This window comes from Streptomyces sp. NPDC104309, assembly GCF_055584025.1.
Genome location: NZ_JBVJMV010000003.1, coordinates 17886 through 33440, shown reverse-complemented (window position 1 = coordinate 33440; position 15555 = coordinate 17886). Strand labels below are relative to the sequence as shown.

The following is a 15555-nucleotide window of genomic DNA, read 5'->3' as shown; positions in this document are numbered from 1 at the left end:
TCCGGTGTCCGCGCTTCGTCCAGCCGTACCGCAACACGATCCGACCGCGACCGACCGGCAGTCGGTCCTCATCGAGCACGCATCGACACAGCGAGGAGCACCTCCGCCATGTCCGTCAATGCATCGTCCCCCGTCCCGTCCCCCGCCTCGTCGCGTCGTACGCTGCTGCGGGCTTCGGGTCTGGCCGGTCTGGTCATGGCCGGTTCGGCCGTGGCCACCGGTTCCGCGCAGGCCGCGCCGTCGCACACCGGCGACGTACTGCGCCTGGACACGGTCGCCGAGCTGCGCGCGCTGAACACCAAGCCGCTCGACGACGGCACCCAGGTCCTGATCGCCGGATACCACGCCCCCGGCGACGGCGGCGCCCTGGCCGTGCGCTGGAACAAGAAGTCCACCGCCGCCCACAACGGCGGAACGGTCATCGCACCCACCGGCACCAAGTCCGGCCGCTGGCACCAGCTCCACACCGGCACCCTCGACTTCCGCACATTCGGCCACTTCGACGCCGAGGAACCCGCCGACACCGCCCTCGACGCGATGATCGCCGACAACAGCGTCCACCGCATCGAGGCCCACACCGACCTCCTGTTCACCAAACGCCACCTGTTCGACCGCTCCCACATCGAACTCGACTTCGGCGGCCACCGCATCCGCACCGAAGGCATCGAGAAGAACACCCACGACAACCCCTTCGGCGCCGTCCTCTCCTTCCGCGGCACCGTCACCGACACCACCGTCAAGCACGCGCTCTCCGGCAAGGTCATCGAACTCACCGACACCTTCCCGGTCCCCGACGCCAAGGCGTTCGAGGTCGGCCAGTGGTGGTCGGTTCAGGTCGACCCGGTCGCGGGCGGCGGCCGTGACGAACGCGAACTGCAGAAGCTCGTCGAGATCACCGAGATCGTCGACGCGGACCACATCCGGATCGGCTACCTCAACGGCTGGGAACTCGCCGCGGGCCGCACCCTCACCTGGACCCGCGTCGAGCCGGTCCGCGACACCCACGTCCGCAACATGGTCTTCGAGGGCGCCGGCCCCGACGAGTACACCGGCTCGCACCCCGTCAGCTTCGAGTACGCCGTCGGCTGCGACGTCTCCGGAATCCACGCCACCGGCTCCTTCTGGCCGGTCATCATGCGCCGCTGGTGCACCCGGTTCCGTACCGAGGACTGCTCCCTGAAGAATCCGCCCACCGTCGAGTACGGCGGCGCGGGCTATCTCACCCAGCAGATCTACTGTCTGTACGGACGGGTCGAGGACTGCACGACCAGCAATGTGCGCCACCTCAACGACCTCACCGCCTCCGCCTACTGCACCGTCGTGAACTGCCACGGCGACGGCGACGACGCGGGCGGCAACCCCTTCACCACCCATGGCCAGTACGAGCACGATCTGCTCTTCGACGGCAACTCGGGACTGATGGACATAGCCAACTCCGGTGCGCAGTGGGGAATTTCCGCCAAAAGGATCACCGTGCGCCGACACGTCTGCTCCTGGTTCACCGCCAACACCAAGATCACCGATCTGACGCTCGAAGACATCACGGTGATCGCGCGCCCCACCTTCGACCAGGCCGGCACCCTCACCGTCAACGCCGACGGCGCCCAGGTCCGCGGCTGCACGGCCAAGACCTTCGCCGTCGCCCAGCGCTCCGCCCGCTCCACCCGGCCGACCACCATCAGCGACTGCTCCTTCGAGCCGCCCGCGGGCGCTGTCCTCGTCCAGACCCCGGTCACCGCGCCCGTCCACTTCGTACGCTGCGTCTTCAAGGGCGTCGACGGCGCGATCCTGCGTGGTGCGGGGCCCGTCCACTTCACCGACTGCACCGTCACCGGCTCGGACGACGCGGCCCCGCTCTCGGTCGGATCGGCGGATCTGCGGATCGACGGCGGCAGTTACGACAACACCGGCATCGAGCTCAGTGCCGTGCGCGACCAACGGCTCACCGTCACCGGCGGCGTCCGTCTCACCGGCAGCAACAAGGCCAAGGCGCTGCTCGGCCGCGCGGCCGGCCCCGGCAGGGTGACCTGGGACATCTCCGCGCTCAGCAGCGCCGCCTCGGGACCGGACACCGCGCATGTGCGGGTCGCCGACGGCACGAACCACTACGCGGCGACCGGCAGCCGCTTCACCGGCGGCACGCTCCACCTCGCCCCGGACGCCATGGACTCGGTCCTGCACACCGCGTGCGTCGAGGACGGCACCCGACGCAGCGCGATGCCCGCGAACGGCGACTCGGTACGCACGGACGGGAACCTGACCCTGTGACCACCGTCGTCAGGACCGCGACTCCGGCCGACGACCCGGCCCTGGCCGCCCTGTGGCAGCTCTGCTTCGACGCTCCGCAGATCGCCCGGCTGCACGCGCTGGACCCGGACCGCCACCGCCGCACGTTCGTCGCGCAGAACGGTCCGGAGGGCGGGATCGACGCCGTCGTCGTCTACGTGCCGAGGCTGATCCGCGACGCGCACGGCACCCCGCGGCGGGTCGGCGGCATCGGCAGCGTCGCCACTCGCCCCGAGGCCCGGGGCCAGGGGCTGGTGCGGCGGCTGCTGGCGGAGGCCGAGCGCACCATGACGGCCGAACAATGCGCCTGGTCCCTGCTGTTCACCGGGACGCCCGGCGTCTACCGGAGCTCGGGGTGGCAGGAGTTCGGCAGTACGTACACCGAGGGGGCGCTGGTGCCCGCGGCCGCCTCCGGGGCGTTCCGGGTTCGCGGGGCCACCGCGCGGGACGCCGTGGAGGTGGTGGCCCTGCACCACGCGTACAACGCGAACAGGCCGCTCAGCTCATTGCGGGGCCCGGAGGACTGGGCGGTGCGCGTACCCGCCTGGTACGGCGCGCCCGAACGCTCGCTCGTCGCGGTGGACCCCGGATCGGGGACGCTCGTCGGCTGGATCGTGGCACAGCACGAGGGGGAGTACCTGGAGGTGCGCGAATTCGCGGGCACGCCCGCATGCCTGGGTGAGCTGTTCGCCGCCGTCGGTGCACGGGGCCGGGCCGCAGGGCTGACCCGGGTCCGGGTGAGGATGCCGGACGGTCCCGAGGTCCGGGCGGCCCTGCCGGCCCTGCTGACCGACCCCCGGTCGGTGGCGGAGCACGTGGGCATGGCGCGACCGCTGCACGCCACCGTCGAGGCCGTCCGGGCCACGGTCACGGCACCGGGCGCGGTCCACTGGTACGGCGACTGCTTCTGAGGACCGGGCGGTCGTCGGAACGGGGGAACGGCCGCGCCCGCACCGGTCCGGCCGGGACCGCCGTGGCGTACGGCGGAACGCCGTCGCGTACTACGCCTTGTCCGTCGGTGTCGGCTCGTCGTACGCCGACGTCCCCGAGTCCAGCAGGGGCTCCTGGGTCTTGAGGTGCGCCGGGGCGAAGGCCCGCAGCACGTGGTAGCCGGTGATCACCACGATGGTGCCCAGTGCGATGCCGCTCAGCTGGAAGTTGTCAGTGATCTTGAGACTGACCCCGCCGACGCCGATGATGATGCCCGCCGCGGCCGGAACCAGGTTCAGCGGGTTGCGCAGATCGACCTTGGCGTTCAGCCAGATCTGCGCGCCGAGGAGGCCGATCATGCCGTACAGGATGACGGTGATGCCGCCGAGCACACCGCCGGGGATGGCGGCGACCACCGCACCGAACTTGGGGCAGAGCCCGAAGAGCAGAGCGAAGCAGGCGGCGGCCCAGTACGCGGCGGTGGAGTAGACCCGGGTCGCGGCCATGACGCCGATGTTCTCCGAGTACGTGGTGTTCGGCGGGCCGCCCACCGCCGTCGACAGCATCGACGCGGCGCCGTCCGCGGCGATCGCGGTGCCCAGCTTGTCGTCCAGCGAGGCACCGGTCATCTCGCCGACGGCCTTGACGTGCCCGGCGTTCTCGGCGATCAGCGCGATGACCACGGGCAGGGCGACCAGGATCGCCGACCACTCGAAGCTCGGCGCGTGGAAGGACGGGAGCCCGATCCAGTCGGCCTTGGCGACGCCCGACAGATCGAGCCGCCAGTGGTCGACGGCCCCGGCGCCACCCGCCGGAGAGTGGATCTTGCCGAAGATCCGGTCGAGGACCCAGGACAGCGCGTACCCGAAGACCAGGCCCAGGAAGATCGCGATGCGTGAGAAGAATCCGCGCAGGCACACCACGGCCAATCCGGTGAACAGCATCACCAGCAGTGCCGTCCACTGGTCCTGCGGCCAGTACGTAGACGCGGTCACCGGGGCCAGGTTGAAGCCGATCAGCATGACGACGGCGCCGGTGACCACCGGCGGCATCGCCGCATGGATGATCCGCGCGCCGAACCGCTGCACGGCGAGACCGGCGAGGAAGAGCACCACACCGACGGCGAACACCGCGCCGGTGACCACGGCGCTGCTGCCGCCGCTCGCCCTGATCGTCGCGGCGACCCCGACGAACGAGAGCGAGCAGCCGAGGTAGCTGGGCACCTGCCCGCGCGTGGCCAGCAGGAAGATGGCCGTCGCGATACCCGACATCATGATCGCCAGGTTCGGGTCCAGGCCCATGAGCACCGGGGCGACGAACGAGGCACCGAACATCGCGACCACGTGCTGGGCACCGAGCCCGAACGTACGGGGCCAGGAGAGCCTTTCGTCCGGTCGGACCACGGCCCCCGGTGCGGGGGTCTTCCCGTCGCCGTGCAAGGTCCAGCGCACGCCGAGGCCCATGGTCGCTCCCTGTGTGTAGGTGCGGAGTCCAGTGCCTCGCCCGGCATGGTGCTCACCGCAGAAATAATCAGCGCCATGGTAATGCCGGAACGCGCCGCGCTCGCGGCCGGGCTGTCGGCCCGTCCGTCCCGCCGCGGATCCCATGCGTGAATCGGGCGCGAAGCAGTGTCACTCCGAACAGGCAGCCCTACGCTCGCGCGGTCCTGCTCATGAACTCGAAACGCAGGTCGGCGATGGAGTCCAGATCGATGCCGTACAGCCCGTAGACCTTCGTGGTGTTGATGGACGTCAGACACTCGCGGTCGATCCCGAGCGCGGCGGCCGTGTCCCAGACCTGTGCCTCGCTGTCCGCTTCGATCTCCAGATACGGCGGGATACGGGGCCACTCGTCGAGTTCCAGACGGACGTTGCCGAGCGTGTAGGAGGTGCGTCGATTCTCCTGGTAGCTGCGCGGCGTCAGGCCGATCAGACCGAGGAGCGCGTTTGCCTCCTCGAACGAGTCGACTGCGACCTCGGTCTCGTGGGTTCCGTCGACCGCGTCCGTCGAGATCTGCTTGACGCACAGAGTGATACCGGCGCCGGTGTCGCGCAGCCGGACCCACCGCCCGGGGACAGCTGGGACGGTGTCGTACACGTATCGGCGCATGAGCCGGGGCTCGCCCTGCTGGGCGCCGCCGGCGTCGATGACGAGCCGGGCAGTCTTCGCGGGGTCGATGTTCAGGACCTTCGCCTCATACTCGATGCCTGCCATGAGTCTCCGTTCGGTGAGTGTCCCCGCGGTATGAACGACCGCCCGCCGCGCGGGGGCGGCGCGCGGCTCAGCTCGGAATGATTTCCCAGAGGCTCGACGGGTGTTGGCACCATCCCATGACGGTTCATCGGATGCGTGCCACCCTCATCGATTCGCGCGGTGGTGACTCGCCCCCGCCAGGGCGCCGGCCAGTCGCGCATCCCATGCCCCCTCGTGCTCAGCGGGGGGTCATGACTGGTGCGGCACGGACTCAGCGGGCCACGAGACACAGGGCGGTCCTACGGCGGACGGGTGAACCGGTCGTAGTGGTCGCCCCGGTGACCAGGCTCCAGGGTGCGGCGCGCACTGGTTTCGGGGCAGCAGTGGCAGGGGATGATGTCGGTCGACTCGGTTCTCACCGGCGAGCCTCCCGCCAGGCGCGACCGAGCCGCACAGCAGTCGGGCACGAGGCTCCGGCGCGGCAGGTGGCGCAGATGGTGGTGTGGCCGAGCCAGGCGCGGTACGCGACGTCCGGCGCGGGCGGCCTCCTTGTCCGGGCGATCACTGGTGGTCCTCCTTGCACCGCTCGCACTCGCAGGCCGGGAATGCTGAGGTCTGGTCCACGGTCTTGAGCGGGGTGACCTCGGCCTCGGGCCGCACCACACGGGTGACGCCCTCACGGTTCACCTCGTACACCTTGATCGTCATCGCCACGATGACGCCCCTTCCACTACGCTGAGTTGCCACGTCATCACTACGACTACGACAGTAGGAAGCAGCGGCTGCCGCTTGAACTGACTGCCGGTACGGGTGACGGGCTGCGGTAGACGGGCAAGGGGGAATGCCATGGACAGGGACTCGTGCACCACCCTGACCGCCGGTCAGGGAACGGCTCAGCGAGGCCGCAGTGGCATAGTGTCCGGATACATCTTCCGCGTGATCCGCGAACAGCTTGGCCACACCCAGGACACCCTGGCGGAACATTTCCGGGTCTCGCCCGACACCATCGCCGGATGGGAATCGGGGCGCCGGCCGCTGACGGCGGTACCTGTCGGGCAGATGCTCATGCACCGCCACCAACTCCTGCAGATGGGCAGCGCACCCGCCCTGCTCTTAGCCCTTGAGCGGGCCATGGAGGCCGATGTGCTGCTGGCCAACGCTCTGGACGAGGACGCCACCGCCGACAACAGTCCGATCGGCGCATGGGTCATGCAGCGAGACCTGGTGGAAGTGCTCACCTGGCCGCTCAACGGCGTGGCGCCCACTCCATTGCGGTCTTTGCCCGACCCGCCCCGGCCACGCCGCGGCCCCGTACCCCACGGCCCGGAGCTCGCCGCCGGTGACCGCAGGCGCTTCTTCTCCCGCATGCGTCGCACTGCCGAGCAAGCCCGCGGTGCTGAGCAATTCCTTCTGCGCCGCCAGGCCCTCTACCTTGCCGGGTATGACGACGCGGCCGACACGTCCGAGTGGCTGGCCCTGCAGCAACGCACCGAGCGCCCGGACGACTGGCTGACCCGCTGGCTCAACGCCCGATCGGTTGCGGCCGTCGCCGCCAGGCAGGGTGACAGGGAACGGATGGGCTACTTCATCAAGACGACGCTCGCTGACGACGATGCGGGCGAGGCGGCCAACCTCAACTACTGGGCGTACTGGATCAGCGAGGCCCCGCACATTCAGCTGTCCGACGACTTCATTGCCACTCCCCGCCCCGGCCCCTGGCCGGGCGACAGGCTGATGCGGCATCTCGTGCGAGGGCTGACTCCGAACCATGGCTTCTTCGACCTGAACGTCCACACGCTGTGGACCCTCCTCGCCGCCCGCCCGAACCTGCTGTGCCCCGGTGTTCAGGTAGGAAACGACCTACGCGCATCCCTCCCGATGATGTTGGATAGCCGGGAGTTGTCGGCGCGGGCACGCCGAGAGCTGGAGGGCATCCGGTACGCGATCCGCCTTGCCGAGGCGTGAGAGGAGACGGACGTGGCTGACGACCTGTCCGCGGTAGGTCGATTCCTGTACGAGGCGGGCACGCTCAAGCACACGAAGCGAACGGGCTGGTGGATGGCCGGAGTCCGCGACCCGGAGAGCGTTGCCGAACACTCCTGGCGGACATCGCTGATCGCCACGATCATTGCGAAGCTGGAAGGCGCCGATCCGGCGAAGGCGGCATTCCTCGCAGTGTGGCACGACACCCAGGAGACGCGTACCGGGGACGTCAACTACGTAGGGAAGAAGTACGCGCCGGCCGGCGACCCGCAGGAGGTGACCGCGGACCAGACGGCCGGCATGCCCGAACAGCTGGCCTCGACTGTGCGCGACCTTGTTGCCGAGTACGAAGCCAAGGAATCGCCAGAGGCCATCTGCGCCCGCGATGCGGATAAGTTGGAGTGTCTCTTGCAAGGCATTGAGTACAAGGCACAGGGCTACGAGAACGCTCAGCGATGGATCGACAACAGCCGAGGCCGTCTCGTCACGGAGACCGCGCATCGCCTTGCTGACGAACTGCTTGAGCAGGGCAGCCTCGACTGGTTGCGCTACGCCTTGGGTGAGAGCAACAGCTGACCGCAGACACGACGAAATGCCCCCCCGCCCGGTCGTAGCCGGAACAAGGGGGATGATTCAGGAGCGGCGACGGTTCGGCGGAAGCGCAGCCACAGTACGGCTCGGCGACGGGCCCGGGGGGCCGGGCTGGACGGCGCAGTGCGGCGGCATACCAGCGCATCCGGATCACCCGGCGGCGGCTGGAGGCTGTACCCGGCCGGGCACGTCTGACCGTCCCGACCTGCCGCGCCGTCTCTCCCGTCGCGGCCGTCCTTTCCCGCAGTACCAGAAGGGCCGGCCGGTCCGGCCGGGCCAGGCACGGTGGAGTCCGCGCCGTCACGAGGGCCGCAGGGGCAGAGCCTGCTCAAGGCGGTCGGCCATCTGCTGCCCGCCGCGACCGGGGCCGCGCCGTGGCCCCACCCAGAGCTGGAGTTCCACGGGTACGCGGCCGGTGACATCGTGCACGCCACCGCCGACGCGGGCGACGCGCAGGCCCGCGCCGCCCTCGGACGGCTCCAGACGCCGCCCGACGGAGACCTGTGGGCACTGCGCCCCGCCACGGAACAGCTCGACTCGATCGCCGGCTGAACCGTCCACCGCGCCCCGCGGAGCCGAGGGCTCAGGGGTGCGGCTCGGCGGCTGTCGCGCTCGGAGCGGCGGCGTCCGAGGACGAGGACGACACCGCCCGGCGGTCACCCGCCCGCAGCACCCCGGCCCCCAGCACCAGACCGAACGCCAGCACCGTCACCAGGCCGAACGACACGACCAGCGAGGTCGCCTCGGCCAGCGAGCCGATCGCGGACGGGGCGATGAGCCCGGAGGTGTACGTGATGGTGGCGACGCCCGCGATCGCCTGACTCGGATTCGGGCCGCTGCGCCCGGCCGCCGCGAAGGCGAGCGGGACGACCACGGCGACGCCGAGACCCAGGAGACCGAAGCCGCACATCGCGAGCGGCGCGCTCGGTGACGCGACCACCAGGAGTCCTCCCACCGTCGCCAGGGCGCCGCCCACCCGCACGGTCCTGACCGCTCCGAAGCGGTCGACGACCTTGTCGCCGACGATCCGGGCGACCGCCATGGTCAGCGCGAACGCCGTCGTGGACGCCGCGGCGAGCCCGGCGGAGGTGTCCATGATGTCCCGCAGATAGACCGCCGACCAGTCCAGACTGGCCCCCTCCGCGAACACCGCGCAGAAGCCCACCGCGCCGATGATCAGCGCCGACTTCGGCGGCAGTGTGAAACGCGGCGGCGGCTCCTCGTCCGGCTCGCTGCGCAGATCCAGTACGCCCCGGCAGGCGATCAGGCCGAGCACGGTGAGGACGAGGGAGGCGAGGGAGTGGTGCAGCCGGGCGTCGGCGCCCAGATGCGCCGCGACGGTGCCCGCGGCCGAACCGACGAGGGCGCCCACGCTCCACATCCCGTGCAGCCCGGACATGATCGACTTGTCGAGGCGGTTCTCCACCTCGACGCCGAGGGCGTTCATCGCCACGTCCGACATGCCGGCCGACGCGCCGTACACGAAGAGCGCCGCGCACAGCGTCAGCAGATTCGGTGCCAGCGCGGGCAGGATCAGCGCCAGCGTCCACAGGGCCAGCAGTCCGCGCAGCGCGGTCCTGGCGCCGAAGCGATGGCTGATCGCGCCCGCCAGCGGCATCGAGAGCGAGGCGCCGATCGCCGGGAAGGCGAGGGCGAGGCCGAGCTGCCCGGCGCTGACGCCCGCGTGGTCCTGGATCCAGGGCACCCGGGTGGCGAAGCTGCCGGTCACCGCGCCGTGCACGGTGAAGACCGCGGCCACGGCGAACCTGGCCCGCCGCACCTGCTCCATGCCGAAGGCCGTCTCTGTGGAATCCGTTGTCATACCGCCGTGCCCTCCCTTGGGAATCCTCTGTCACCGGCGACCCCGGTGCCCGTCGTCACGGTGCGCGCCGTAAACTATCAGGAACCCTGCCTGATAAATAGCCCGCCCTTTCCACCCGTGCGGCAGTGATCTGGAAGGATCCCGGCATGCCCGCATCACCGAGCACCGCCCGGGCCATCAACGACCGGCTCGCCCTGCGACTGCTCCAGCAGGACGGCCCGCTGACGGCCACGCAGTTGAAGACTCTGACCGGTCTTTCCCGCCCCACCGTCGCCGACCTCCTCGAACGGCTCCAGGGGGCCGGCCTGGTGCGGGTGGTCGGTGAGTCGGGCGCCGAGCGCCGCGGTCCCAACGCCCGGCTGTACGGGATCGTCGCCGACCGTGCCCATCTCGCCGCGCTCGACGTGCGCACCGGCAGCGTCGCCGTGGTCGTCGCGGACCTCCTCGGCGCCACGCTCGCCGAGGCCACCCTGCCCATCGACGGCGACACCGGCACCGAGGCCGCCGCCGAACAGGCCGCGGCACTGCTGGAACGCACCGTCCGCGAAGCGGGCGCCGCCCCGCTGCACAGCGTCGGCATCGGCGCGCCCGGCCTGATCGACCCGGTCACCGGCGAACTGCGCGACACCACCGGACTGCCCGCCTGGCACCGCCGACTGGTCCGAGTGCTCCAGCAGCGGCTGTCCGCCACCGTGCTGGTCGAGAACGAGACCAATCTCGCCGCCGTCGCCGAGCACCGCATCGGCGCGGCTCGCGAACGCGACACCTTCGTTCTCTTCTGGCTCGGGCACGGCGTGGGCGCGGCCGTCATGCTGGACGGGAAGCTGCGCCGGGGGGCCTCCGGCGGCGCGGGCGAGATCGGTTTCCTGCCGGTGCCCGGCACGATCGGCCCCCCGTCGGCCGTCAACTGTGACGGAGGCTTTCACTCGTTGGTGGGTTCCGCCCCGGTCTGTGAACTGGCCGCCGCCCACGGCATCGTGGCGCCTGCGGACACGGCCGAGGGGGACAAGGAGCCGGGCGCAGCGTTCGCCGTGCGGGCCGCGCTGGCGGGGGAGGGGGAGAGCGAGGCGTTCCTGGACGCCCTCGCCGAGCGGCTCGCACTCGGCGCCGCCGCCATAGCCTCGGTCCTCGACCCGGGCTGCGTGCTGCTGGCGGGCGAGGTCGGCCACGCGGGTGGTGACGCGCTCGCGGCACGGGTCGAGGAGCGGCTGGCCGGAATGTCCCCGCTGCGTACCGAGGTCAGGGCCGGGCGGCTGGGCGGTGCCGCGGTGCTCCGCGGCGCGCTGCTCGCCGCACGGGAGTCGGCCCAGGACGAACTGTTCACCCCGGCCGGCTGAACCGCGCGGCGAAGCAGGGAACGGCGACACCGGGGGTCTCGTAGAGCCCGTCGGGGTGACAGGACTCCTGGTCGGCGGCGGCCGACGGGGTGGCGGCGAGCGAGCCCATCAGCAGTCCGGCGACGGCTACGCCGGCTGCGAGCAGGGCGGCTCTCGCACAGGTGGGGGACAGCACGTTCGGTTCCTCCCGGGGAGGTTCGGCAGAACACAACTGACAAGGGGGTGGGTCGTGTTGATGCCCCGGGTGTGCGCACACCGCGGGACGGCTCCTCGGAGGTGACGCAGAGATTAAGAGGACTAGACCATTGCGTCAATAGGTCTGGACCTTTAATGCCCGACTGTCCTGTTGCGGACCCTGATCCGCGCCTCCTGTGAGCCACTCCACAAGTACTCACCCATATGGCCCACCGGCGGGCGTGGCACACTGATCGTGTACCAGCAGCAGCGCACTCCGGGGTCGGTGCAATTCCGAACCGGCGGTTATAGTCCGCGACCCGTCCGCATCCAGCGGCCGGTTGACCAGGTGAGATTCCTGGACCGACGGTTAAAGTCCGGATGGGAGGCAGTGCGCGGCGGGCCGTTTCACGGGTACGCCGCCGTCGGCGGATGGTCTTCGGGCGACCGATCCATCCGTTTGTTCCGGCATTTCGGCGTCCCCGTGTCGCGTTCCCGTTTCATCTGTCGTCATCGACAGGCCCCGGAGTCCGTGCCCGAAGAGGCAGGAGGACCCGGTGGCCACCGCAGCCGACATCACCGCCATGCGCCGAGCGATCACGCTCGCGGCCCGCGGTCTCGGCTCCACCAGTCCCAACCCGGTCGTCGGCTGCGTCATCCTCGACGCCGCGGGACACCAGGTCGGGGAAGGATTCCACCAGCGCGCCGGCGGGCCGCACGCCGAGATCCACGCCCTGCGCGCCGCGGGCGACGGAGCCCGGGGCGGCACCGCCTACGTCACCCTCGAACCCTGTAACCACACCGGCCGCACCGGCCCCTGTGCCCAGGCACTCATCGAGGCCGGTGTCACCCGGGTCGTCTACGCGGTCGGCGACCCGAACCCGCAGGCCACTGGTGGTGCGGACACCTTGCGCGCGGCCGGGATCAAGGCCGAGCAGGGACTCCTGGCGGACGAGGCCGAGGCGGGCAACGCGGCCTGGCTGACCTCGGCGCGCCTGGGCCGCCCGTACGTCCTGTGGAAATACGCGGCGACCCTGGACGGCCGGATCGCGGCTGCCGACGCCACCAGCCGCTGGATCACCTCTCCCGAATCCCGCGCCGACGTCCACCGGCTGCGCGCCGAGGCCGACGCCGTCGTGGTCGGCTCCGGCACCGCCCGTACCGACGACCCCCAGCTCGGTGTACGGGGCGTCGAAGGCGCCGTACAGCCCCTGCGGGTGGTCGTGGACACCGGCGCCACCGTCGTGCGCCCCGGTGCCCGGGTCCTCGACGACACCGCGCCCACCCTGATCGCCGTCGCCGACGACGCCGACACCCGCAGTCTCCCCGAAGGGGCCGTCCTGCGGCTGCCGCGCGCCGCCACCGGCCCCGGCCTGGACATCCACGCCCTGCTCACCGCCCTGTACGGGCGTGGCATCCGCTCCGTACTCCTCGAAGGCGGCCCGACCCTCGCCGGGTCCTTCGTCGCCGCGGGAACGGTCGACAAGGTCGTCGGCTATCTCGCCCCCGTACTCCTCGGCGCCGGCCCCGCGGCCCTCGCCGACGCCGGAATCTCCACCATCGCCGAGGCGTTGCGCCTCGATGTGACCGAGACCGTCCGTATCGGCCCCGATCTGCGCATCACCGCCGTCCCCGGCCCTGCCCGGAAGGGAAACTGAGTGTTCACCGGAATTGTCGAAGAACTGGGTGAAGTCACCGCCGTCGAGGAACTCGGCGACGCCTCCCGATTCCGCCTGCGCGGTCCCGTGGTCACCGAAGGCGCGAAGCACGGCGACTCCATCGCCGTCAACGGCGTCTGCCTCACCGTCGTCGACCTCGGCCACGGCGAGTTCACCGCCGACGTGATGGCCGAGACCCTGAACCGGTCCAGCCTCGGCGCCCTGGAAACGGGCTCCCGGGTCAACCTCGAACGCCCCATGGCGGTCGGCGGCAGGCTGGGCGGCCACATCGTCCAGGGCCATGTCGACGGCACCGGGCGCATCGTCGAGCGCAAGATCTCCGAGAACTGGGAGATCGTGAGGATCTCCCTCCCGGCGGACCTGACCCGTTATGTGGTGGAGAAGGGGTCGATCACCGTCGACGGGGTCAGCCTGACCGTCGTGGACGCCGGACCCGACTACTTCACCATCAGCCTCATTCCCACCACCCTCGCGCTGACCACGCTCGGCATCAAGGAGCCCGGCGACCCGGTCAACCTTGAGGTGGACGTCATCGCGAAGTACGTCGAGCGGCTGCTCGGCCACACCGCGCGGCAGCCCGAGGAGCCGGCGCGGTGACCGCGCTGAACTGGCTGAACTCGGAGGCGTTCACCGTCTTCGGGCAGCACATCATCTGGTCCGACATGATCGGCAACACCATCGGTCTGATCGCGCTCACCCTGGGCTGGCTCCGCTCGATCTGGACCTGGCCCGCCCAACTCCTGTCCGGCGTCGTCCTGGTCGCCGCCAACGTGTCCGTGCACCAGGCGGGCAGCGTCGGCAAGCAACTCGTGGTCATCGCCGTGGCCGTCTGGGGCTGGCAGCAGTGGACCCGGGGCAGGCGACAGGCCCAGGACGGCTCCATCGCCGTACGGTTCGCCACCTGGCGCGAGCGCGGCTGCCTGCTCGGCGGCGCCGCACTCGGCACCCTCGCGGTCGGCGGTCTGTTCACCGCGTTCCCCTCGCTCTCCTGGAGCCCGTGGGCGGACGCGTACATATTCGCCGGCACGCTCGTCGCGATGCTCGCCCAGGCCCGCGGCATGGTCGAGTTCTGGTTCGCCTGGCTGCTGGTCGACCTGGTCGGCGTGCCGCTGAACTTCCACAGCGGTCTCGCCTTCTCCGGTCTCATCTACGTCGTGTACGGCGCCCTCGTCCTGTGGGGCATGCGCGACTGGTGGCTGCGTTCACGGACCCCCGCTCTGGAAGGAGCCACGGCATGACTGCCCAGCCCACCTGGTTGCACCGGGATCACGGGAGCGCGGTCGAGGACCTCACGCTCGACCCGGTCGAGCAGGCCATTCGCGAGATCGCCGCCGGACGGCCCGTCGTGGTCGTCGACGACGAGGACCGGGAGAACGAGGGCGACCTCGTCCTCGCGGCCGAGAAGGCCACCCCCGAGATCGTCGCGTTCATGATGAGTGAGTGCCGCGGTCTGATCTGCGCCCCCATGGAGAACGACGAGCTGGAACGGCTCGAACTCCCGCAGATGGTCGCCCACAACACCGAGTCGATGCGCACGGCGTTCACCGTCTCCGTCGACGCCTCGGCGGCCCACGGCGTGACCACCGGCATCTCCGCCGCCGACCGGGCCGCCACGCTCCGGCTGCTGGCGGGCGGCGAGGCGGGCCCCGGCGACTTCGTACGGCCCGGTCACATCTTTCCGCTCCGCGCCCGCTCCGGCGGTGTGCTGGTCCGCAACGGCCACACCGAGGCCGCGGTCGACCTCGCCCGGCTCGCCGGGCTGCGGCCCGCCGGAGCGATCGTCGAGATCGCCGGCGAGGACGGCGTGATGCTGCGGCTGCCCCAGCTGATCCCGTTCGCCCGCAAGCACGGCCTCACGATCATCTCCATCGAGGACCTGATCGCCTACCGCCGCACCTCGGAGCCGACCGTCCGCCGCGAGGCCGAGGTACGGCTGCCGACGGGCTTCGGCGCGTTCACCGCGTACGGCTACCGCTCCACGACCGACGGCGTCGAGCATGTCGCGCTCGTCCACGGCGACATCGCGGACGGCGACGACGTCCTGGTGCGGATCCACTCCGAGTGCCTGACCGGCGACATCTTCCAGTCGCAGCGCTGCGACTGCGGGCCCCAGCTGCACGCCTCCATGCGCCGGATCGCCGAGCAGGGCCGCGGCGTCGTCGTCTACCTGCGAGGTCACGAGGGGCGGGGCATCGGCCTGCTGTCCAAGCTGCGCGCCTACGAACTCCAGGAGCGCGGCGTCGACACCCTCGACGCCAACCTGGAGCTCGGTCTGCCGGCCGACGCCCGGGACTACGCGGCCGGCGCCCAGATCCTCAAGGACCTCGGCGTCCGGAGCCTGCGGCTGATGACCAACAACCCCGACAAGACGGCCGCGGTCCTGCGGCACGGTCTGGCCGTCACCGGCCGCGAACCGATGCCCGTCCAGGCCGGCGAACACAATCTGAGCTACCTGCGCACCAAGCGCGACCGCATGGGGCACGACCTGCCCTGGCTCGACGCCGCCCCGGCGTCGACCTGCGGCAACCAGTGAACGATCACGGAAACGAGCGGTGGGAGA

Annotated in this window: 14 protein-coding genes, 1 pseudogene and 1 riboswitch; of the genes and pseudogenes, 10 read left to right on the top strand and 5 right to left on the bottom strand. The window is 70.8% G+C overall.

Going from position 1 to position 15555, the window contains the following annotated elements:
• The first annotated feature begins 108 nt into the window (after positions 1–108).
• Together ACZ68L_RS04245 and ACZ68L_RS04240 are read left to right on the top strand one after the other, a co-directional pair.
• Positions 109–2268, top strand: coding sequence for a peptidase C14 (locus ACZ68L_RS04245; RefSeq protein WP_469574069.1), 2160 nt, complete (start codon positions 109–111; stop codon positions 2266–2268).
• Positions 2265–3197 carry a GNAT family N-acetyltransferase gene (locus ACZ68L_RS04240; protein WP_469574068.1) on the top strand — a complete coding sequence of 311 codons (933 nt, stop codon included), beginning with the start codon at positions 2265–2267 and terminating at the stop codon, positions 3195–3197. Before ACZ68L_RS04245 ends, ACZ68L_RS04240 begins: the two co-directional genes overlap by 4 nt.
• Positions 3198–3287: 90 nt before the next feature.
• Here ACZ68L_RS04240 and ACZ68L_RS04235 read toward each other — a convergent pair whose 3' ends face one another.
• The 3 genes from ACZ68L_RS04235 to ACZ68L_RS04225 all read right to left on the bottom strand — a co-directional run bounded on the left by ACZ68L_RS04235 (position 3288) and on the right by ACZ68L_RS04225 (position 6123).
• Complete coding sequence (locus tag ACZ68L_RS04235; protein ID WP_469574067.1) at positions 3288–4679, bottom strand: uracil-xanthine permease family protein; 1392 nt, start codon at positions 4677–4679, stop codon at positions 3288–3290.
• A gap of 187 nt (positions 4680–4866) precedes the next feature.
• A complete protein-coding gene (locus ACZ68L_RS04230) occupies positions 4867–5430 on the bottom strand; it encodes a class IV adenylate cyclase (protein ID WP_469574066.1) in 564 nt (187 codons plus the stop codon).
• Positions 5431–5970: 540 nt separating this feature from the next.
• A complete protein-coding gene (locus ACZ68L_RS04225) occupies positions 5971–6123 on the bottom strand; it encodes a hypothetical protein (RefSeq protein WP_469574590.1) in 153 nt (50 codons plus the stop codon).
• Between the two features lie 132 nt (positions 6124–6255).
• Between ACZ68L_RS04225 and ACZ68L_RS04220 the strand changes: the two genes are divergently transcribed.
• The 3 genes and pseudogenes from ACZ68L_RS04220 to ACZ68L_RS04210 all read left to right on the top strand — a co-directional run.
• On the top strand, positions 6256–7374 hold the full coding sequence (locus tag ACZ68L_RS04220; RefSeq protein WP_469574065.1) for a helix-turn-helix domain-containing protein: 1119 nt from the start codon (positions 6256–6258) through the stop codon (positions 7372–7374).
• Positions 7375–7386: 12 nt separating this feature from the next.
• On the top strand, positions 7387–7968 hold the full coding sequence (locus ACZ68L_RS04215; RefSeq protein WP_469574064.1) for an HD domain-containing protein: 582 nt from the start codon (positions 7387–7389) through the stop codon (positions 7966–7968).
• 318 nt (positions 7969–8286) lie between these two features.
• A pseudogene (locus tag ACZ68L_RS04210) lies at positions 8287–8535 on the top strand (alginate lyase family protein); the annotation flags it as partial.
• 31 nt (positions 8536–8566) lie between these two features.
• Here the strand turns inward: ACZ68L_RS04210 and ACZ68L_RS04205 are convergent.
• Positions 8567–9805, bottom strand: a complete 1239-nt coding sequence (locus ACZ68L_RS04205; RefSeq protein WP_469574063.1) for an MFS transporter — start codon at positions 9803–9805, stop codon at positions 8567–8569.
• Between the two features lie 146 nt (positions 9806–9951).
• On the opposite strand from ACZ68L_RS04205, the gene ACZ68L_RS04200 reads away from it, so the two are divergent.
• Complete coding sequence (locus tag ACZ68L_RS04200; protein ID WP_469574061.1) at positions 9952–11142, top strand: ROK family transcriptional regulator; 1191 nt, start codon at positions 9952–9954, stop codon at positions 11140–11142.
• On the opposite strand, the gene ACZ68L_RS04195 is transcribed toward ACZ68L_RS04200, so the two are convergent.
• Positions 11126–11317: a hypothetical protein gene (locus tag ACZ68L_RS04195; protein ID WP_469574589.1), complete on the bottom strand. Its 192-nt coding sequence runs from the start codon at positions 11315–11317 to the stop codon at positions 11126–11128. The genes ACZ68L_RS04200 and ACZ68L_RS04195 overlap by 17 nt on opposite strands.
• A 267-nt stretch (positions 11318–11584) precedes the next feature.
• Positions 11585–11715: riboswitch (FMN riboswitch) on the top strand.
• 158 nt (positions 11716–11873) lie between these two features.
• Here ACZ68L_RS04195 and ribD point away from each other — a divergent pair.
• The 4 genes from ribD to ACZ68L_RS04175 are packed head-to-tail and all read left to right on the top strand — an operon-like array spanning position 11874 to position 15528.
• Positions 11874–12974 (top strand): bifunctional diaminohydroxyphosphoribosylaminopyrimidine deaminase/5-amino-6-(5-phosphoribosylamino)uracil reductase RibD, encoded by a 1101-nt coding sequence (gene ribD / locus ACZ68L_RS04190; RefSeq protein WP_469574060.1) that lies wholly within the window; start codon positions 11874–11876, stop codon positions 12972–12974.
• Positions 12975–13592 carry a riboflavin synthase gene (locus ACZ68L_RS04185; protein WP_469574059.1) on the top strand — a complete coding sequence of 206 codons (618 nt, stop codon included), beginning with the start codon at positions 12975–12977 and terminating at the stop codon, positions 13590–13592.
• The gene (locus ACZ68L_RS04180; RefSeq protein WP_469574058.1) at positions 13589–14233 is read left to right on the top strand and encodes a nicotinamide mononucleotide transporter family protein; all 645 of its coding nucleotides are present in this window, start codon (positions 13589–13591) and stop codon (positions 14231–14233) included. Before ACZ68L_RS04185 ends, ACZ68L_RS04180 begins: the two co-directional genes overlap by 4 nt.
• Entirely contained in the window at positions 14230–15528 is a 1299-nt protein-coding gene (locus tag ACZ68L_RS04175; RefSeq protein ID WP_469574057.1) for a bifunctional 3,4-dihydroxy-2-butanone-4-phosphate synthase/GTP cyclohydrolase II, read from the top strand. The genes ACZ68L_RS04180 and ACZ68L_RS04175 overlap by 4 nt, the downstream gene beginning before the upstream one ends.
• Positions 15529–15555 lie beyond the last annotated feature (27 nt).

What these genes read in the sequence shown, in the direction of transcription:
- ACZ68L_RS04245 (WP_469574069.1), top strand. Translation starts at nt 109, where the DNA reads ATGTCCGTCAATGCATCGTCCCCCGTCCCGTCCCCCGCCTCGTCGCGT.
- ACZ68L_RS04235 (WP_469574067.1), bottom strand. Translation starts at nt 4,679, where the DNA reads ATGGGCCTCGGCGTGCGCTGGACCTTGCACGGCGACGGGAAGACCCCC.
- ACZ68L_RS04230 (WP_469574066.1), bottom strand. Translation starts at nt 5,430, where the DNA reads ATGGCAGGCATCGAGTATGAGGCGAAGGTCCTGAACATCGACCCCGCG.
- ACZ68L_RS04220 (WP_469574065.1), top strand. Translation starts at nt 6,256, where the DNA reads ATGGACAGGGACTCGTGCACCACCCTGACCGCCGGTCAGGGAACGGCT.
- ACZ68L_RS04205 (WP_469574063.1), bottom strand. Translation starts at nt 9,805, where the DNA reads ATGACAACGGATTCCACAGAGACGGCCTTCGGCATGGAGCAGGTGCGG.
- ACZ68L_RS04200 (WP_469574061.1), top strand. Translation starts at nt 9,952, where the DNA reads ATGCCCGCATCACCGAGCACCGCCCGGGCCATCAACGACCGGCTCGCC.
- ACZ68L_RS04175 (WP_469574057.1), top strand. Translation starts at nt 14,230, where the DNA reads ATGACTGCCCAGCCCACCTGGTTGCACCGGGATCACGGGAGCGCGGTC.